Origin of the sequence: Paracoccus actinidiae, from assembly GCF_030863885.1 — a bacterium.
GTDB classification, from domain to species: Bacteria; Pseudomonadota; Alphaproteobacteria; order Rhodobacterales; family Rhodobacteraceae; genus Paracoccus; species Paracoccus everestensis.
Window position 1 is genome coordinate 285,084 of sequence record NZ_CP132956.1, and the last position, 18,894, is coordinate 303,977.

18 protein-coding genes are annotated in these 18,894 nt (G+C 65.6%); 7 read left to right on the forward strand and 11 right to left on the reverse strand.

All coding sequences use genetic code 11. From position 1 onward, the window contains the following. Position 1: 1 nt before the first annotated feature. From Q5701_RS01455 to Q5701_RS01465, 3 genes are all read right to left on the reverse strand, one after another. Positions 2 to 310: a chorismate mutase gene (locus Q5701_RS01455; RefSeq protein WP_234855115.1), complete on the reverse strand. Its 309-nt coding sequence runs from the start codon at positions 308 to 310 to the stop codon at positions 2 to 4. Then, on the reverse strand, positions 307 to 1,803 hold the full coding sequence (ffh, locus tag Q5701_RS01460) for a signal recognition particle protein (protein WP_306753389.1): 1,497 nt from the start codon (positions 1,801 to 1,803) through the stop codon (positions 307 to 309). Before ffh ends, Q5701_RS01455 begins: the two co-directional genes overlap by 4 nt. Positions 1,804 to 1,980: 177 nt before the next feature. Beyond that, positions 1,981 to 2,568: an FMN-dependent NADH-azoreductase gene (locus tag Q5701_RS01465; RefSeq protein WP_306753390.1), complete on the reverse strand. Its 588-nt coding sequence runs from the start codon at positions 2,566 to 2,568 to the stop codon at positions 1,981 to 1,983. Between the two features lie 101 nt (positions 2,569 to 2,669). Here Q5701_RS01465 and Q5701_RS01470 point away from each other — a divergent pair, with 101 nt between their 5' ends. The 7 genes from Q5701_RS01470 (at position 2,670) to Q5701_RS01500 (ending at position 10,813) form a co-directional block, all read left to right on the forward strand. Next, on the forward strand, positions 2,670 to 3,515 hold the full coding sequence (locus tag Q5701_RS01470) for a LysR family transcriptional regulator (RefSeq protein ID WP_306753392.1): 846 nt from the start codon (positions 2,670 to 2,672) through the stop codon (positions 3,513 to 3,515). A 55-nt stretch (positions 3,516 to 3,570) separates the two neighbouring features. After that, a complete protein-coding gene (locus Q5701_RS01475) occupies positions 3,571 to 4,140 on the forward strand; it encodes a peroxidase-related enzyme (protein ID WP_306753393.1) in 570 nt (189 codons plus the stop codon). Between the two features lie 32 nt (positions 4,141 to 4,172). Beyond that, positions 4,173 to 5,057 carry a DMT family transporter gene (locus tag Q5701_RS01480; protein WP_306755500.1) on the forward strand — a complete coding sequence of 295 codons (885 nt, stop codon included), beginning with the start codon at positions 4,173 to 4,175 and terminating at the stop codon, positions 5,055 to 5,057. A gap of 108 nt (positions 5,058 to 5,165) precedes the next feature. Then, positions 5,166 to 5,936, forward strand: a complete 771-nt coding sequence (locus tag Q5701_RS01485; RefSeq protein ID WP_306753394.1) for a division plane positioning ATPase MipZ — start codon at positions 5,166 to 5,168, stop codon at positions 5,934 to 5,936. A gap of 81 nt (positions 5,937 to 6,017) precedes the next feature. Continuing rightward, positions 6,018 to 7,187: an efflux RND transporter periplasmic adaptor subunit gene (locus Q5701_RS01490; protein WP_306753395.1), complete on the forward strand. Its 1,170-nt coding sequence runs from the start codon at positions 6,018 to 6,020 to the stop codon at positions 7,185 to 7,187. Then, positions 7,184 to 10,237: an efflux RND transporter permease subunit gene (locus Q5701_RS01495; RefSeq protein ID WP_306753396.1), complete on the forward strand. Its 3,054-nt coding sequence runs from the start codon at positions 7,184 to 7,186 to the stop codon at positions 10,235 to 10,237. Before Q5701_RS01490 ends, Q5701_RS01495 begins: the two co-directional genes overlap by 4 nt. Positions 10,238 to 10,294: 57 nt before the next feature. After that, the gene (locus tag Q5701_RS01500) at positions 10,295 to 10,813 is read left to right on the forward strand and encodes a type 1 glutamine amidotransferase domain-containing protein (RefSeq protein WP_306753397.1); all 519 of its coding nucleotides are present in this window, start codon (positions 10,295 to 10,297) and stop codon (positions 10,811 to 10,813) included. A 114-nt stretch (positions 10,814 to 10,927) separates the two neighbouring features. Here the strand turns inward: Q5701_RS01500 and Q5701_RS01505 are convergent, their stop codons facing one another. The 8 genes from Q5701_RS01505 to ubiE all read right to left on the reverse strand — a co-directional run bounded on the left by Q5701_RS01505 (position 10,928) and on the right by ubiE (position 18,827). Then, entirely contained in the window at positions 10,928 to 12,280 is a 1,353-nt protein-coding gene (locus tag Q5701_RS01505; protein ID WP_306753398.1) for a pyruvate dehydrogenase complex dihydrolipoamide acetyltransferase, read from the reverse strand. Positions 12,281 to 12,292: 12 nt separating this feature from the next. Continuing rightward, entirely contained in the window at positions 12,293 to 13,663 is a 1,371-nt protein-coding gene (locus Q5701_RS01510; protein WP_306753399.1) for a pyruvate dehydrogenase complex E1 component subunit beta, read from the reverse strand. Between the two features lie 15 nt (positions 13,664 to 13,678). Then, entirely contained in the window at positions 13,679 to 14,713 is a 1,035-nt protein-coding gene (pdhA, locus tag Q5701_RS01515; protein WP_234855126.1) for a pyruvate dehydrogenase (acetyl-transferring) E1 component subunit alpha, read from the reverse strand. A gap of 101 nt (positions 14,714 to 14,814) precedes the next feature. Next, entirely contained in the window at positions 14,815 to 15,108 is a 294-nt protein-coding gene (locus Q5701_RS01520; RefSeq protein ID WP_306753400.1) for an FtsB family cell division protein, read from the reverse strand. Between the two features lie 66 nt (positions 15,109 to 15,174). After that, positions 15,175 to 15,954 (reverse strand): 23S rRNA (adenine(2030)-N(6))-methyltransferase RlmJ, encoded by a 780-nt coding sequence (gene rlmJ, locus Q5701_RS01525; protein ID WP_306753401.1) that lies wholly within the window; start codon positions 15,952 to 15,954, stop codon positions 15,175 to 15,177. 38 nt (positions 15,955 to 15,992) lie between these two features. Beyond that, positions 15,993 to 16,211 carry a hypervirulence associated TUDOR domain-containing protein gene (locus Q5701_RS01530; RefSeq protein WP_306753402.1) on the reverse strand — a complete coding sequence of 73 codons (219 nt, stop codon included), beginning with the start codon at positions 16,209 to 16,211 and terminating at the stop codon, positions 15,993 to 15,995. A gap of 334 nt (positions 16,212 to 16,545) precedes the next feature. Next, positions 16,546 to 18,084 carry a 2-polyprenylphenol 6-hydroxylase gene (gene ubiB, locus Q5701_RS01535; protein ID WP_306753403.1) on the reverse strand — a complete coding sequence of 513 codons (1,539 nt, stop codon included), beginning with the start codon at positions 18,082 to 18,084 and terminating at the stop codon, positions 16,546 to 16,548. Further along, positions 18,081 to 18,827, reverse strand: coding sequence for a bifunctional demethylmenaquinone methyltransferase/2-methoxy-6-polyprenyl-1,4-benzoquinol methylase UbiE (gene ubiE, locus Q5701_RS01540; protein ID WP_306753404.1), 747 nt, complete (start codon positions 18,825 to 18,827; stop codon positions 18,081 to 18,083). The genes ubiB and ubiE overlap by 4 nt, the downstream gene beginning before the upstream one ends. Positions 18,828 to 18,894 lie beyond the last annotated feature (67 nt).

An 18,894-nucleotide genomic window follows, 5' to 3' on the forward strand; every position in this document is an offset into this window, starting at 1 on the left:
GTCAGGATTGAAAGGTCTCGTGATGCCGGATCACTTCGGCAATCACGAAGTTCAGCAGTTTGCGCGCAAAGTCCGGGTCCAGGTCGGCCTCGCGCGCGAGGCGTTCCAGCCGCTCGATCTGCTGCGCTTCGCGGGCAGGGTCGGACGGCGGAAGATCGTGTTCGGCCTTGAGGCGGCCGACGGATTGGGTGTGCTTGAAGCGTTCGGCCAGCGTATAGACCAGGATCGCGTCCAGCCGGTCGATGCTGGCGCGGTGGTCGCGCAACAGGGCCGCGGCACGGGCGACGGGATCGGCGGGGGTGTCCATCATTTCTTCCCGAACATTCCCGACAAGCCGCCCGGCAGCCCGGCCTTGCCCAGCTGACCGCCAAGGCCGCGCGGATCCTGCAGCATCTTCTGCGCCTCGGCCATCTTGGCGGGGTCGAAGTTTTCCAGGTCGGGCAGCCCGCCGCCCCTGCCGGTCATGGCGCGCATGGCCTGCTTCAGCATCCCGCCCTTGCCCATCTTGCCCAGCTTCTTCATCGTGTCGGCCATCTGCTTCTGCATCTTCAGCAGCTTGTTCAGTTCCGACACTTCCATGCCCGCACCCGCCGCGATCCGCTTCTTGCGGCTGGCCTGCAGCATATCGGGATTGGCGCGTTCCTTTTTGGTCATCGAATTGATCAGCGCGATCTGGCGGGTGATCGCCTTGTCGTCCATGCCTGCGGCCTCGGCCTGCTTGGCCATCTTGGCCATGCCGGGCATCATGCCCATGATGGACTGCATCCCGCCCATCTTCTGCATCTGTTCAAGCTGGCCTTTCAGGTCGTTCATGTTGAACAAACCCTTCTGGAAGCGCTTCATCATGCGCTCGGCCTGCTCGACCTCCAGCACCTGCTGGGCCTTCTCGACCAGGGCCACGATGTCGCCCATGCCCAGGATCCGGCCCGCGACGCGCTGCGCGTCGAAGGTTTCGAGCGCGTCCATCTTTTCGCCCAGGCCCACGAAGCGGATCGGCTTGCCGGTGATGGCGCGCATCGACAGGGCCGCACCGCCGCGCCCGTCGCCGTCCATCCGGGTCAGGACCACGCCCGAGATGCCGACCTTGCCGTCGAACTCGGTCGCGACGTTCACCGCGTCCTGGCCGGTCAGGCCATCGACGACCAGCAGCGTCTCGCGCGGCTGGGCGATGTCGCGGACGGCCTGAACCTCGTCCATCAGCTGCTGGTCGATATGCAGGCGGCCTGCGGTGTCCAGCATCACCACGTCATAGCCGCCAAGCGACGCCTGCTGCTTGGCGCGGCTTGCGATCTGGGTCGCGGTCTGGCCCGGCACGATAGGCAGGGTATCGACGCCGATCTGGCTGCCCAGGATCGCCAACTGCTCCATCGCGGCGGGACGGTTGGTGTCGAGCGACGCCATCAGCACGCGCTTCTTCTCGCGGTCCTTCAGGCGCAGCGCCAGCTTCGCGGTCGTGGTGGTTTTCCCCGAACCCTGCAGGCCGACCATCAGGATCGGCGCGGGCGGGTTGTCGATGCGGAGCGCGTCGGGCGCGTCGTCGCCCTGCAGGGTCTTGATCAGCTCGTCATGGACGATCTTGACGACCTGCTGGCCCGGCGTGATCGACTTGGTGACGGAAGACCCGGTGGCCTTGGATGTGACGGCCTTGACGAAGTTGCGCGCGACGGGCAGCGAAACGTCAGCCTCCAGCAGGGCCACGCGGACCTCGCGCATGGCGGCGGTCACGTCATCCTCGGTCAGCGCCCCCTGCTTGGTCAGCCGGTCGAAGACGCCGCCCAAACGGTCGGAAAGGTTCTCGAACATCGCCGGGCCTCCTTCGGTCCAAAGCACATTTGCCCCCGTGGGCGCGACGCGCTGACGGGGGGCGATCCCCGCGCGTGACGGGGACCGGAAGGTCAATCCTTCCGGGAATCCAGGGGCTGATACGAAAAAACGGCCCGCGAGTCAACGCAGGCCGTGGAACTTGTTACAGGGACAGTCTCAGGCGGCCAGCTTTTCCAGCGCCTCCTGTGCGCGGGCCATGCCCGCGTCGCGATCCATTGCCAGCCGGTCGGCGGCGACGAACTCGACATCGGTGATGCCCATGAAGCCCAGAATGAAGCGCAGATACCCCGAGGCATGGTCGAATTCAGACCCGATGGGCGTGCCCGCCGCGCTGTAGGCGACGATGGCGCGCTTGCCCTTCAGCAGGCCTTCGGGGCCTTCGGCGGTATAGCGGAAGGATTTTCCGGCCCGCGCGATCTGGTCGAGCCAGTTCTTCAGTTGCGCGGTCAGGGTGAAGTTATAGATCGGCAGGCCGATCACCAGGACATCGGCCGCCTGAACCTCGGCCAGATAGGCGTCCGAGGTGGCGATCAGCGCCTGCTGATCCGGCGTGGGGTTTTCCGGAGCCATGCGAACGGCTGCGAACCAGTCGGTGTCGATGGCGGGCACGCCCTTGTTCAGGTCGCGATAGGTAACGGTCGCGCCGGGATTTGCGGCTGTCAGCTTGGCCACGATGTCGGCGGTCAGCTTGCGAGACACGGAAGCCTCGCCGGTAATGGCGCTGTCGATGTGCAGGATGTTCATGGGGGAGGGTCCGTTCAGGTTTGGTGCGTTGATGTTGATTTAGGGCTGGCCCGGGACGATTGAAATGGCGATAAGCGCGCAATGTCTGTGCGGGGATGCACATGAGCATCGACAGTTGGGACGACCTTCGCATCGCGCTTGCCGTGGCGCGCGCCGGCACGGTCAGCGCGGCCGCCGAGGCCCTGGGCGTCCACCACGCCACCGTCATCCGCCGCATCGACGGGCTGGAAGGACAGCTTGGCGTCAAGCTGTTCCAGCGTCACCCGCGCGGCTATGCCCTGACCGAGCCGGGGCAGGCCATGCTGAAGGTCGCGGGCGATGCCGATGAACGCTTTGCCCAGCTTGCCGCGCAGATCGCGGGCGGGGGCGACCGGATCGAAGGCGAACTGGTTGTCACATCCCTGCCGGAACTGGCCGATCTGGTCATGCCCCGGCTGATCCGGCTGATGCGCCAGCATCCGGGCCTTCGCATCAACTATGCCACCGATACGCGCCTGTTCCGCCTGGACGCCGGAGAGGCGCACGTGGCGATCCGCGCAGGCAGCCAGCCGACCGAGCCGGATTATGTCGTCCGCCCCATGGGCACGTTGCGCCACCCGATCTATGCCGCGCCCGAATATCTCGCCATGCATGGCGAGGTGACGGACATCGCGGGACACCCGCTTGCCCTGATGGGTCCGCAGGCCCGCAACGCGCCACTGATGGTCTGGCTGCGCGACAGGATCGACCCCGCGCAGGTCGTCCTGACCGCCAGCGACGAGACCGCGCGCGAGGCGGCGATCCGTGCGGGCCTGGCCATCGGTCCCCTGTCGCCGTCGCGGGCGGAGGGGTTGGTCGAGGTGATGGCCTTGCCCGAATGGGAATCGCGGCTGTGGCTGGTCACCCATGTCGATCTGAATCGTAGCCCCAAGGTGCAGGCGGCGATTGCCGCCTTGCGCGACCCGTGACCCCTTCACAGTCTGCAAGCGGTCAGCCAAGGTGCCGGGCAAGGAGGAACCTGCCATGAGCCATCCCATCAGCCGCTTTGCCGTGCCCGACCTTGCGACCCTGCCCCAGGATATGCAGGACGCGATCGCCAAGGTCGCCGAAAAGTCGGGCTTCGTGCCGAACGTGTTTCTGGCGCTTGCCCATCGGCCCGACGAATTCCGGGCCTTCTTCGCCTATCACCAGGCACTGATGGACAAGGATGTGGGCCTGACCAAGGCAGAGCGGGAAATGATCGTGGTCGCGGTCAGCGGCTTCAACAACTGCCAGTATTGCGTGGTGGCCCATGGCGCGATCCTGCGCATCCGGGCCAAGGATCCGCTGATCGCCGATCAGGTCGCCGTCAACTGGCGCAAGGCGGATCTGACCGACCGGCAGCGGGCGATGCTGGCCTATGCCGAAAAGGTGACGATGGCGGCCTTTCAGATCGGGGATGCGGACCATCAGGCGCTGCGTGATGCGGGCTTCGATGCAGACGAGATCTGGGATATCGGCGCCATCGCGGCCTTTTTCGGTATGTCGAACCGGATGGCCAATGCCGGGGATTTTCGCGCCAACGACGAATTCTATATGCTGGGCCGCGGGTGACGCGATCCGATGCCCTGCGCGGCCATGCGGCCATGCTGCTGTTCTCGGCCCTGGTCGCGGGGTCATTTTCGCTGGGCGTCCGGGCCGCGAACCTGATCGACCCGGCGGCGATCACGGTGGCGCGCTTTGTCATCGCGGCGGGCGTCCTGGCCGGGATCGCGGTCCTGGCGCCGGGGCGGGGCAGGCCGCGCGCGCTGTTGCAGGCGCCTTGGCGATACCTTCTGCTGGGCGGGGCCTTTGCCGGATATTTCGTGCTGATGTTCGAAGGGCTGAAGACCGCCCCGGCCGTTTCGGCAAGCGCGGTCTTCACGCTGACCCCGATCATGGCGGCGGGCTTTGGCTGGTGGCTGTTGCGCCAGCAGATGACCGGCCATCTGGCTGCGGCCCTGGCGCTTGGCGGGGCGGGGGCGTTGTGGGTGATCTTTCGCGGCGACCTTGATGCCCTGATGCGGCTGGACATCGGGCGGGGCGAGGCGATCTATTTCGCGGGCTGCGCGCTGCACGCCCTTTACACGCCGCTGGTCCGCAAGCTGAACCGGGGCGAGGGGCCGCTGATCTCGAGCCTCGGCACGCTGATCGCGGGCGGGATGCTGACCGCCGTCTGGGGATGGGGGGCGCTGACTGCGACCGCCTGGGGCCAATTGCCCGGCATCGTCTGGATCACCATCTTCTATGTCGCGGTCTTTGCCAGTGCCTTCACCACCATGCTGGTCCAATACGCGGCCCTGCGCCTGCCCTCGGCCAAGGTCATGGCCTATACCTATCTGACGCCCTTGTGGGTGATCCTGCTGGAGGCCGCGCTTGGCAAGGGAATGCCCGGCGTCGTGGTGGTGCCGGGGATCGCCGCCACGCTGGGGGCCTTGGCGCTGCTTTTGAAATCGGATGAACCGGCACGCGGTCCGGTGCGCGCAAGCTGACCCGCGGCCTTCGCGCACCACTGCCGCGATGATTGCGGGGCGGCGCTTTTCTTCGCATGGCGACCCCGCTAGGTTTTGCGCGACCGAGGTGACCGGCAAGGGGCGGCTGTGGCGCATATCATCGTTGTGGGCAACGAAAAGGGCGGGTCGGGCAAGTCCACCACCTCGATGCATGTGGCGACGGCGCTGGCTCGCATGGGCCACCGCGTGGGCGGGCTGGATCTGGACGTGCGCCAGCGCAGCTTTGGCCGCTACCTGGAAAACCGCGCCCACTTTCTGCAACGCGAAGGGCTGGATCTGCCCATGCCGGTCATCGGCACCCTGGCGGAAGGCAGCGACCCCTTGTCCCCCGCCCTGACCGCGCTTGAAACCGATTGCGATTTCATCCTGCTGGACTGTCCTGGATCGCATACCAAGCTCAGCCAGATGGCCCATACGCTGGCCGATACGCTTATCACCCCGATGAACGACAGCTTTGTCGATTTCGACCTGCTGGCGCGGCTGTCGCCCGAGGGCAAGATCCTTGGACCCTCGATCTATGCCGAAATGGTCTGGGCCGCCCGGCAGATGCGCGCCCAGGCGGGAGCGGGGCCGATCGACTGGCTGGTGCTGCGCAACCGGCTGGGCACGCAGCAGATGCACAACAAGCGCAAGGTGGGCGGCGCGTTGCAGGCGTTGTCCAAGCGCATCGGCTTTCGCGTGGCGCCCGGGTTTTCCGAACGGGTGATCTTTCGCGAACTGTTCCCGCGCGGCCTGACGCTGCTGGATCTGAAGGACATCGGCACCGAACAGCTGTCCATGTCCAACATCGCCGCGCGCCAGGAACTGCGCGACCTGATCGCGGAACTGAAGTTGCCAGGGGTGGCGGTCAACTTCTAGGCAGGGGCGACGGGACGCGTTGTTGCCGCAGGATTCCGTGACTATGTTGTGCTGCCAGCCATCGGGATAGCAGCCAGACCCATGCGCCTTATTGCCGTTTTTCTTGTTGCCATCGCCTTTCCGCTGGCCGCTTCGGCCAACGAACCCGCATCCGCTTCCGAAGCCCCCATGCGCGTCGCGCCATCCGTCACCGTCGACGCCGCGACCGTGACCGAGGTTCAGGCCCGCGTGCCCGTGTCGGGCAGCATCGTCGCGCGGCAACTGGTGCAGGTCTTTCCCCAGGTCTCGGGCTATGAGATCACCGAAATCCTGGCCGAGGCGGGCGACACCGTGTCCAAGGGCCAGGTGCTGGCCCGGCTGTCCGCTGATACGCTGTCGGCGCAGCGCGAACAGGCCGAGGCGGAATATCTGCGGGCTGAGGCGGGCGTCGGCCAGGCGCAAAGCATCATCGACAGCGCAGCGGCCTCTCTGACGCAGGCCCGGTCCATCTTGCAGCGGGTGCAGCAGTTGCGCGAAGGCGGCACGGCCGCGCAATCCAGCCTGGATGATGCCATCGCGGCCGAGGCGAATGCCCGGGCGCAGGCGGCATCCGCGGCCGACGGGCTGGCAGTCGCGCGCGCCGCCCTGGCGCAGGCCGGGGCCGCGCGGCGCATCGCCCAACTGAACCTGGACCGCGCGCAGATCACCGCCCCGGTGGCGGGCGTGGTCGTCGCCCGCAATGCCGAACTGGGCGCCTTGGCCGGTGGAGGGGGCGATCCGCTGTTCACCCTGCTTGCCGACGGCGCGGTCGAGATGTCGGCCGAGGTGATCGAAACCGCGCTGGCCCGCCTGAAGGTCGGCGATCCGGCTGAAATCACTGTCGCGGGCACGGGCATGGTGGCCGGAACGGTGCGGCTGACGCCCGCCTCGGTCGATCCGGCGACGCGGCTGGGGGTGATGCGGATCACGCTGGACAAGGCGGACGGCGTGAGGATCGGCCAGTTCGCCAGCGGCTGGGTCGTCACCGACCGGCGTCAGGCCGTGACGGTGCCTGCCGGCGCGGTTCTGGCGGACAGCACCGGCGAACGCGTGCAGGTTGTCCGGGACGGCGTGGTCGAAACCCGCCCCGTCCGCGCGGGCCTGTTGTGGGATGGACGGCGCGAGATCGCCGAAGGACTGGTTCCCGGCGAACAGGTGATCGTCCAGGCGGGGGCATTCTTCCGCACCGGCGATCAGGTCCGGCCGGTCGTGGCACAGGGGGAAGGACCGTGAATTTTTCCACCCTGTCGATCCGCCATCCGGTCCCGCCCATCGCGGTCTTTCTGGTGCTGGTGATCGTCGGGCTGTACAGCTTCAGCCGCCTGCCGGTCACGGCCATGCCCAATATCGACCTGCCCATCGTGCAGGTCACCATCGACCAGCCGGGCGCGGCGCCGTCCGAACTGACCACCCAGGTCATCCAGCCGGTCGAGGACAGCATCGCATCCGTCACCGGCGTCCGGCACATCACATCCACGGCGACGGACAGCACGGCGGCGATCGTCGTGGAATTCGAACTGGAAACCGACAGCGACCGCGCCGTCAACGACGTGAAGGACGCGGTGTCCAACGTCCGCCAGCAACTGCCCGAAAGCATCAGCGAACCGCTGGTGCGGCGGCTGGACGTGACGGGGATGCCGATCCTGACCTATGCCGTCAGCGATCCCACGCAATCCATCGAGGCCTTGTCGAAATTTGTCGATGACGTGATCGGGCGCGAACTGTCCACCGTTCCCGGCGTCGGTCAGACGACGCGGATCGGCGGGGCCGCGCGCGAGATCAAGGTGGAACTGGATCCCGACCGGCTGCTGGCCCATGGTCTGACGGCGGCCGACGTGTCGAACCAGTTGCGGGCGCGCAATATCGACCTGGGCGGCGGGCGCGGCGATCTGGCGGGACGCGAATATTCGATCCGCGCCCTGGGCGGGGCGGACACCGTCGCGCAGCTTGCCGCCACGCCCATTTCCATTGCCGACGGGCGCACGATCCGGCTGGACCAGTTGGGGCAGGTGATCGACGGTCCGGCCGAGGAACGCAGCTTTGCCCTGCTGGACGGCCAGCCGGTCGTGGCCTTCGGCATCTATCGCACGACCGGGGCCTCTGACCTGGCGGCGGGGGACGGGGCCAAGGAACGGCTGGCCCAGATCGGCGAACGGTTCCCGAACGCCCGGATCACCCTGATCGACGACGCCACGACCTATACCGAGGCCAGCTATCACAGCGCGATGGAAACGCTGTACGAAGGCGCCGCCCTGGCGGTGGTCGTGGTCTTTCTGTTCCTGAGGAACTGGCGCGCCACGCTGGTGGCCGCCGTGGCGCTGCCCTTGTCGATCATCCCGACCTTTTTCGTCATGCAGTGGCTGGGCTTCACGCTGAACGGCATCAGCCTGCTGGGCATCACCCTTGTCACCGGCATCCTGGTCGATGACGCCATTGTCGAGATCGAGAACATCGTCCGCCATATCGGCATGGGCGTGCCGCCCTACGAGGCCAGCGAGGAAGCCGCGAACGAGATCGGCCTGACCGTGATCGCGATCAGCTTTTCCATTGTCGCGGTCTTTGCGCCGGTCAGCTTCATGGGCGGCATACCGGGGCAGTATTTCAAGCAGTTCGGGCTGACGGTCGCGGTGTCGGTCCTGTTTTCGCTGCTGGTGGCGCGGATCATCACACCGATGATGGCGGCCTATCTGATGCGCGGCACGGTCCACGGCACGGATGAACGCGACGGCTTCGTGATGCGCGCCCTGATGCGCGTGGTGGGCTGGACCATGCGTCATCGCGGGCTGACGCTGTTGACCGGCGGGGCGATCTTCGCAGGCTCGATCTATTCCGCGACGCTGCTGCCGACCGAATTCATTCCTGTCTCGGACATCGGCCGCAGCCAGATCGAGGTCGAACTGCCCCCTGGCGCCACGATCGACAACACCGAGGACGCTGCCCGCAGCCTGTCCGCCCGCATCGACGAGGTGCCCGAGGTGCAGTCGGTCTTTGTCTATAGCGACGGGTCAGACGTGACCGAGGCGCGGGTGATGATCAACTATGGCAAGAAGGAAACCCGCGAGCGGTCCCAGTTCGTGCTGGAGGAGGAGTTGAAGAACCGCCTGTCGGACACGCCCGATATGCGGATCAATTTCCAGAATGAAAACGGCCAGAACGACCTGACCATCAACGTCCTGGGCACGACCGAAGACGGCGCGGCGCTGGCCGCCGAACGGCTGGCGGCGGCGATGTCGGAATTGCCCTTGCTGGAAAGCGTCTCCACCACGGCCAGCCTGCAACGCCCCGAAATCCAGATCACGCCGCGCGCGGATGTGGCGGCGCAACTGGGGGTATCGGCCAGCGACATGGCGACGACGCTGCGCGTGGCGACGCTGGGCGATGTCGAATCGAACCTGGCCAAGTTCAACGCGGGGGACGAACAGATCCCCATCGTCGTGCGCCTGAACCCTGACGCACGCGCCGACCTGATGGTAGTGCAGAACCTGCGCGTGAATTCATCGTCGGGGCAGGTGCCGCTGGGGGCCGTGGCCGATGTGAAGCTATCCGCCGGCGCGACCGAAATCGGGCGATACGACCGCCAGTTCCAGACCACGGTCAGCGCGAACCTGGCCGATGGGCAACTGCTTGGCCCCGTCAGCGCCCAGGTGACGCAGTTGCAGGAACGGATCGAACTGCCACCCGGCACACAGATCCAGCCATCCGGCGATGCCGAGATCATGGGAGAGGTCTTTGGCGCCTTCGGCATCGCCATGGGTGCGGGGGTGATGCTGGTCTATGTCGTGCTGGTGCTGCTGTTCCACAACTTCATCACGCCGGTGACGATCCTGATGTCCCTGCCGCTGGCCATCGGGGGCGCGATCCTGGCGCTGTTCATCACCGGCAATTCGATCAGCATGGCGGTTGTCATCGGCTTTCTGATGCTGATGGGGATCGTCACCAAGAACTCCATCATGCTGGTGGAGTTCGCGCTGTCCGCAATCGAACGCGGCGTGGTCAAGCGCGACGCGATCCTGGATGCGGTCCACAAGCGCGCACGCCCCATCGTCATGACCACCATCGCCATGAGCGCGGGGATGATCCCCTCGGCGCTGGCGACCGGCGAGGGCGGCGAATTCCGCGCGCCCATGGCAATTGCGGTGATCGGGGGGCTTTTGCTGTCCACCATCCTGTCTCTGCTGTTCGTGCCCGCGCTGTTCTCGTTGATCCATGGCGCAGAGGGGCGGCTGTCCGGGTGGGTAAGTCGGCGGATCGGGCTGAACCGGCCCCGCCAGCAGGCGGAATAGGGCGGAACTTCACCGGGCGCATCGCATTGGGTGGGCTGATGCGAAAGGAGGCCATTCATGGCAAAGGTTCTGATCATGGCGTCGGACGGGTTCGAACAGTCCGAACTGTTCGTGCCACTTGAAAAGCTGAAGAATGGGGGCCACCACGTCGATATCGCCGCACCCGAGGCAGGCGAGATCACTGCCTGGGACAAGGACGACTGGGGCAAGTCCGTGACCGCGAACATGGCGATTTCGGACGTGGATGCAGCAGATTACGATGCCTTGGTGCTGCCCGGCGGCGTGATCAACCCCGACAACCTGCGCACCGACAAGGCGGCCATTGCCCTGATCCGCAGCTTCGCCGATGCCGGAAAGCCTGTCGCTGCGATCTGCCACGCCCCTTGGCTGCTGGCCGAAGCCGGTCTGGCGCAGGGGCGGCGGCTGACCAGCTTTGAGTCGATCCGCACCGACATGAAGAATGCCGGGGCCGAGGTGGTGGAGGAAAAGGTCGTGGTGGACCGGGGCATCATCACCAGTCGCAAGCCGGATGACCTGGACGCATTCGTGGGCGCCATCGAGGATGCGTTGCGCTGAATTGCGTCCCGCGAGCGCCGGGGGCGCTTCGCCCCCCCGGACCCCCCGAGGATATTTTTCTGAAGAAGAAAGGGCGCCTTGCCGAGCGACCCTTCGATGTGTCCGGTCTAGGATTTAGGCCAGCATCCCCATCGGGTTTTCCAGATGGTTGACGATGGCCTCCAACAGTTGTGCGCCGAGGGCACCATCAATGACCCGGTGATCGACGGACAGGGTCATGGACATGACGTTGCGCACCACGACCTCGCCCTTTTCCACGACAGGGGTCTGGATGCCCGCGCCCACGGCCAGGATCGCGCCGTGAGGCGGGTTGATCACGGCATCGAAGTTCTCGATCCCGAACATCCCGAGGTTCGAGATCGCAAAGCTGCCGCCCTGGTATTCATGGGGGGCAAGCTTTTTCGTCTTGGCGCGGTTTGCCAGATCCTTCATCTCGGCCGACAAGGCTGACAGGGTTTTCTGGTGCGCGTCCTTCAGGACGGGCGTGAACAGCCCTCCTTCGATCGCGACGGCCACGGCCACGTCCGACGGCTTCAGCTTCAGGATCCGGTCCCCGGCCCAGACGGCATTGGCATCGGGCACCTGTTGCAGCGCCAGGGCGCAAGCCTTGATGATGAAGTCGTTGACCGACAGCTTCACGCCCCGCGATTCAAGCTGCTTGTTCAGCATGGCGCGGAACGACATCAACTCGTCCAGCTTGGCAGACCGGCGCAGATAGAAATGCGGGATGGTCTGCTTGGCTTCGGACAGGCGGGCGGCGATGGTGCGGCGCATCCCGTCCAGCGGCATTTCCGTCGTCTCGCGGTCCGCATACATCTTGAGGATGGTGTCGGCGGAGGGTGCTTTTGGTGCCTGAGCCGCAGGGGCTGCGGTCGGGGCCGCAGTAGGCGCGGCGGCGGAAACTGCGGCGGGCTTGGCGGCGCCGGGCTTTGCCCCCTCAACATCGGCTTTCACGATCCGGCCGCGTGGGCCGGTGCCGGTGATGCCCGACAGGTCGATGCCCTTTTCGGCGGCGATGCGACGGGCCAGAGGCGATGCGAAGACGCGGTCCCCGCTGGCTGCCTTGTCGGGCGCGGCCTTTGCGGGCGATGCGTCGCCTGCAACCGGCGCGCCGATGGGACCGCCATAGCCTTTTTCGGCGGCAGCCTTTTCCTCGGCAGCAATGGGCGCGGCGGCAGGGGCCGTAGCAGCAGGGGCAGGGCTGGACGCGGCTGAGGCGTCCTCGCCTTCCTCCAGCAGCACGGCGATGGGGGTGTTGACCTTGACCCCCGCGCTGCCCTCGGTGATCAGCAGCTTGCCGATGGTGCCTTCATCGACGGCCTCGAATTCCATCGTGGCCTTGTCGGTCTCGATCTCGGCGATGATGTCGCCGGACTTGACGGCATCGCCTTCCTTCACCAGCCATTTGGCCAGCGTCCCTTCCTCCATCGTGGGGGACAGCGCGGGCATCAGGATTTCTGTCGGCATAACGCGTTCCCCTTAGCGGTAGGTGACTTTCTTGACTGCCTCGACGACCTCGGCAGAGGTGATCAGGGCCAGTTTTTCCAGGTTGGCGGCGTAAGGCATGGGCACGTCCTTGCCGGTGCAGTTGATCACCGGCGCGTCCAGGTAATCGAAGGCGTTTTCCATGATATAGGCCGACAGGTGGTTGCCGATGGACCCCACGGGGAAACCTTCCTCGACCGTCACCACGCGGTTGGTCTTCTTCACCGATTCGATGATCGTGGCATAGTCGATGGGGCGCAGGGTGCGCAGGTCGATCACCTCGGCCTCGATCCCCTCCTGGGCCAGCTTGTCGGCGGCTTCAAGCGAATGGGCCATGCCGATGCCGAAGCTGATGATCGTCACGTCCTTGCCGGTGCGCGCGATGCGGGCCTTGCCGAAGGGGATGGTGAAGTCCGGCAGGTCCGGCACTTCGAAGGACCGGCCATAGAGGATCTCGTTTTCCAGGAAGATGACCGGGTTCGGATCGCGGATCGCCTGTTTCATCAACCCTTTCGCATCCGCTGCGCTGTAGGGCATCACCACCTTGAGGCCGGGGATCGAGGAATACCAGGCCGCGTAATCCTGACTGTGCTGGGCGCCGACGCGGGCGGCGGCGCCGTTCGGACCGCGGAACACGATGGGGCAGCCCATCTGGCCGCCCGACATATACAGGGTCTTGGCGGCCGAGTTGATGATGTGATCCATTGCCTGCATGGAGAAGTTGAAGGTCATGAACTCGACAATGGGGCGCAGGCCGGCCAGGGCGGCGCCGGTGCCGATGCCCGCAAAACCGATCTCGCTGATGGGGGTGTCGACGACGCGGCGCGGACCGAAGCGGTCCAGCAGGCCCTGGCTGATCTTGTAGGCGCCCTGGTATTCGCCGACTTCCTCGCCCATCAGGAAGACGGTCTCGTCGCGCTCCATTTCCTCGGCCATGGCCTCGCGCAGGGCTTCCCGCACGGTCATGGTCTTCATCTTGGTGCCTTCGGGCCAGTCCGGGCTGCGGTCGGGTTCCGGGGTCTTGACCTGTTCGACGGCAGAGGCGGCGGGGGCTTCGGATTTCGCCTCGGCCGGGGCGGCCTCGGCCTTGGGCGCTTCGGTCTTCACGTCATCGGCGGATTCGCCTTCCTCGACCAGGACGGCGATGGGGGTGTTCACCTTGACCCCTTGCGAGCCTTCGGCGATCAGGATCTTGCCCAGGATGCCTTCATCCACGGCCTCGAATTCCATGGTCGCCTTGTCGGTCTCGATCTCGGCGATGATGTCGCCGGATTTGACCGCGTCGCCTTCCTTCTTCAGCCATTTCGCCAGCGTGCCTTCCTCCATCGTGGGGGACAGGGCGGGCATCAGGATTTCAGTAGCCATTCGTTCAACCCTCCCTCAGGCAACTTCTTCGGCGCTGCCCTGGGGCAGGTCTTCGGCGTAAATGTCGGTCCACAGTTCTTCCAGCGCCGGTTCCGGGCTTTCCTTCGCGAACTCGGCGGAATCGTTCACGATGTCCTTGATGTCCTTGTCGATGGCCTTCAGGTCGTCTTCGGACACATGGCGCCCTTGCAGCAGCAGTTCGCGGACGTGTTCAATGGCATCGCGTTCGTCGCGCATCTTCTGGACTTCCTCGCGCGTACGGTACTTCGCCGGATCCGACATCGAATGGCCGCGATAGCGATAGGTCATCACCTCAAGGATATAAGGCCCCTTGCCCGCCCGGCAGTGGGCCACGGCCTTTTCGCCCGCCGCCTTGACCGCCAGCACGTCCATGCCATCCACCTGTTCGCCCGGGATGCCAAAGGCCTCGCCCCGACCGAACAGCGTGTTGGACCGGGTGGACCGCTTCATCGAGGTGCCCATGGCATACTGGTTGTTCTCGATCACGAAGATCACCGGCAGATCCCACAGCACGGCCATGTTGTAGGTTTCGTAAACCTGGCCCTGATTCGCGGCGCCATCGCCGAAATAGGCGAATGTCACATTGTCATTGCCCAGGTATTTGTCGGCGAACGCCAGGCCCGCGCCCAGCGGCACCTGGGCTGCCACGATGCCGTGGCCGCCATAGAAATGCTTTTCGCGGCTGAACATATGCATCGAGCCGCCCTTGCCCTTGGAGTATCCCCCCTCGCGCCCGGTCAGTTCGGCCATCACGCCGCGCGCTTCCATCCCGCAGGCAAGCATATGCCCGTGATCGCGATACGAGGTGATGCGCTTGTCGCCTTCCTTCGTGGCCGCTTCCAGGCCGACGACGACCGCTTCCTGGCCGATATAGAGGTGGCAGAATCCGCCGATCAGGCCCATGCCGTAAAGCTGGCCTGCTTTTTCCTCGAACCGGCGGATCAGCAGCATGTCGCGGTAATATTGCAGCAGTTCGTCGCGGGACACGTTGGGTTGCGTCTCGGCGGCGGAAGCAGGCTTCCTGGCCATGCGGGGGTTCCTTCCTTGGATGCGCGGTCAGAATAGTTCAGCGTTAAACTATCCGTAGCGCATCGAAATGGGGCGTGCAATCCGCGAACGAAACGTGTTGTTCAGCGCAGGATCACCTCGTCCGCGCGGATCAGGCCCAGCATTTCGCGGGCACGTTCGTCCAGAAGATCGAGGTCCAGATACTCATCCGACATCCGCCGGGTCAGGTTCTGCATCTCGTGCACCTCTGCCTTCAGCCGGTCGCGCTCGGCGGCCAGTTCCAGGGTTTCCGCCTCGACCTGGATGCGGCGCAGGATGCCCGAGGGGCCTTGCACGGCGGCAAAGGCGAAATACAGGCCCAGGGCGACGGCCAGGGCCAGAAGAACAGTGGCGCTGATGGAAAGACGCTGCGACATGGAAAGGCCGTTTCGGTTGGACGGGTGGATCATGCCACAGCGCCGGGGGCGGGGGAATCCCCCCGGTTACGCATTGCGGCAGAAGATGGCGTCCAGGCGCGAGGCTTCGTCCACCAGGCCAAAGGGGGCGTTCAGCATCCACAGGCCCGACCCGATCATCCAATGGCCGGGACGGGCGGGTGGAAACCTCACCTCGGATCGCAGGGCACCGGGATGGGCGGCGGTCAGCGCGTCCAGCATCGGCAGGTGGCGTTCATCGGTCAGGATCGGATACCACAGCGCAATGACGCCCACGTTCCATTTGCGCGCGATCAACCCGATCTGACGGGGGATCGTCGTGTAATCCGTCTTCACCTCGTAACTGGGGTCGATCAGGATCAGCCCGCGTCGGGGGGTCGGCGGGCAGATCGCCTGCGCCATCTGGAACCCGTCCTGCCGATGCAGAGCGGCAAAGCCCGCCACATGGGTCAAGGCGTCGTATTCGCCAGGGTGCAGTTCCGCCAGATGCGCGGAATCCCCCCGGCGCAGGAAATGCGCGGCGATCAGCGGCGAGCCTGGATAGGCCTGTGGGCCGTAACTGCGCCGGACCTGTGCCAAGGCGCCCAGAAGGGGGTGATCGGGGGGCAGCCAGCCTTCGGCCTCGGCCCGCTGGATGCCGGCGCGGGCTTCGCCTGTCTTGGCGGCCTGGGCCCCGTCCAGCCGGTAAAGCCCGCGTCCGGCATGGGTTTCCAGATAGGACAGCGGCTTGTCCTTGCGGGTCAGGTAATCCAGGGCGACGGCCAGCAGCGCGTGCTTGTGCAGGTCCGCCAGGTTTCCCGCGTGATAGGCGTGTTGGTAACTGAGCATGGACGGGCCTTAGCCCGCCGGGGTTGGCGGGAAAAGGCTTATGTCGCCTTGCGCAGTTCGGAATGGCTTTTCAGCACCCGGTCACCGTCATCCTGTTCGATCAGGTAGGCGGGGTTTTCCGTGTCGGCGTTCCGCTTGACCGTGGCGCCCTTGATGGTGCGCTCGACCGGGTCGCTGAAGGATTTGGCAACCTTGCCCGTGGCGGTTCCCTTGCCCCAATCCCATTCGACCTTTGATCCGACACGGAATTTGGTCATGGCCGTCTCCCTTTTCACTGCCGCGACAACGCGGGCTTGGGGGCGGGGTTCCGATGGCTGAAATGAAAAGCGGCGGCGCCCAGGGAGGAGGAGGGGCGCCGCCGCGGAACGCTGGCCCAGGGAGGAGGGAGGGCCGCGTTTGGGGTGCGGCACGGCCAGGGAGGAGAAGGGCCGTTGCCGCCAACGACCGGACCAAGGGGAGGAGGGGTCCGTCGCGCGTCCGAAGCTCCATTGGATGTGGCTTGCCCATCAACTCCCCCATACCTGCCTCAGCAGAAGGGAAGCACATCATAGGCAAGCTGGGAATCCTGAATCTCGATGCCCGCGACACGCTCTAGACCAGCACAATTCCTGCCGCCGCCCCCGCGCCAAGCGCCAGCACCACTGCCAGCCAGACCGGCGCGCCGCGCTTGACAAGCACCGGCTGGACCAGGCGTGCCTGTTCGGGATGGGCGCGGTCCCACAAGGCCTGTTCAACGATGCGCGGCAGCAGGGGTCCGTATCGCCCGACTGTTTGCGCAACCCGTGCCATGTCGCCCGCAAGCGCCTTGGGCCCTATGTTGGACCGGATGTAATCCGATACCACCGGCTTGGCCGCGTCCCAGATGTTCAGTTGCGGATCGACCGACCGGGCTACGCCTTCCACCACCACCATGGTGCGTTGCAGCAGGATCAGTTGCGTCTGGGTCTGCATCCCGAAGCGTTCCGTCACCTCGAACAGATAGGCAAGCAGGTTCGCCATGGAAATCCGGCTGGCATTGGCGCCGAAGATGGGTTCGCCGACGGCGCGGAGCGCGCGGGCAAAGGCGGCCTCGTCCCGGTCGCGGGGAACGTATCCCGCCTCGAAATGGACGCGGGCCACGCGGCGGTAATCCCGCTGGATGAAGCCGTACAGAATCTCGGCATAGATGCGGCGGGTATATTCGTCGATCTCGCCCATGATGCCGAAGTCATAGGCCAGGACGTCGCCATTGGCCCCGACCTTGAGGTTGCCGTGGTGCATATCGGCATGAAAGAACCCGTCGCGCAGCGCGTGCTGCAGGAACAACTGGATCACCCGCGTGGCGATGCGGCTGACATCGTGCCCCGCCGCCACCAGGGCCGCGCGATCGCCCATCGGCAGCCCCTCTACCCAGTCCGCAGTCAGCACCCGGCGCGATGACAATTCCCAATGCGGAACAGGCAGGGCAAAGCCCGCGTCACCCTTGGTGTTTTCGGCAAATTCCGACGCATTGGCCGCTTCCAGCCGCATGTCCTGCTCGCCGGTGACGGTGGCTTCGAAATGGCGCACCACGTCGCGCGGGCGCAAACGGCGGCTGCCGGGCGACAGGAACTCGATGATGCCAGCGGCGAAATGGAACGCGTCGATGTCGCGGCGAAAGGCGGCAGCGATGCCGGGGCGCAGCACCTTGACCGCTACCTCTCGGCCCGTTTCGCGCACCCGCGCGCGGTGAACCTGGGCAATGGAGGCCGCCGCCACGGGTTCGGAAAATTCGGAAAACAGCTGATCGACCGGCTGGCGCAGGTCGGCCAGGATGATGTCCTTGGCGATGTCAGTGGGAAAGGGCGGCAGGCGATCTTGCAGCATCCGCAACTGGTTTGCCATCTCGATGCCCACCACATCGGCGCGCGTGGACAGGATCTGGCCGAACTTGATATAGGCGGGGCCAAGCGCGGTGATTGCCCGGGTGATCGGCGGCAGGTCCGGATCGCCCTTGTAGCCTAGCCAGCGGAACGGCCAGCCCATCACGCGCGCCGCGATACGCAGGCGGGGCGGCGCATCAACCGCGTCCAGGACCGCGCGCATGGCGCCGGTGCGTTCGAATGTGGCGCCGGTGCGGATCAGGCGCAAAAGATTGTGCGGCCCTCTCAAAGCTTCCAGCCCGAATGCAGCGCGGCAATTCCCATCGAAAGGTTGCGGTATTGCACGCGGCCAAAGCCCGCGGCCCGGATCATGTCGGCGAATGCGTCCTGGTCGGGGAACTTGCGGATCGATTCGACCAGGTATTGATAGCTGTCGCGATCCCCCGTCACCGCCTGCCCCATGGCCGGGATGACGTTGAAGCTGTAACGGTCATAGGCCCATTGCATCGCAGGCACCGGGATCTGGCTGAACTCCAGCACCATCAGCCGCCCGCCGGGTTTCAGGACGCGATACGCCTCGGCCAGGGCGTCGGGGATGCGGGTGACGTTGCGGATGCCGAAGCTGATCGTATAGCGGTCGAAGCTGTTGTCCGCGAAAGGCAGCGCCATCGCATCGCCCGTGACCCAAGCCAGCCGGTCGCCCTTTTCCACGGCATCAGCGCGCTTGCGCCCCTCGACCAGCATGGATTCGGTCATGTCGCAAACGGTGACCCGCCCGCCCGGCGCGCGGTCTAGGAAGCGGAAGGCGACATCGCCCGTGCCGCCCGCCACGTCCAGCAGGTGCTGGCCGTCGCGCGGGGCCAGCCAGTCCATCATGGCGTTCTTCCAGACGCGGTGGACGCCCGCGCTCATCAAGTCGTTCATCAGGTCGTAACGGCTGGCGACACTGGAAAAGACCTCGTGGACCATGCCGGCCTTGGCATCCTCGTCCACGGTCTGGAATCCAAAATGGGTCTGCTTCTTGTCGCTCATCCGCTTGCCGATCCGCTGTTTCATCGCCAGATAAGCCCGGCCTGCGCGGCGCACAATGGCCCGGTGC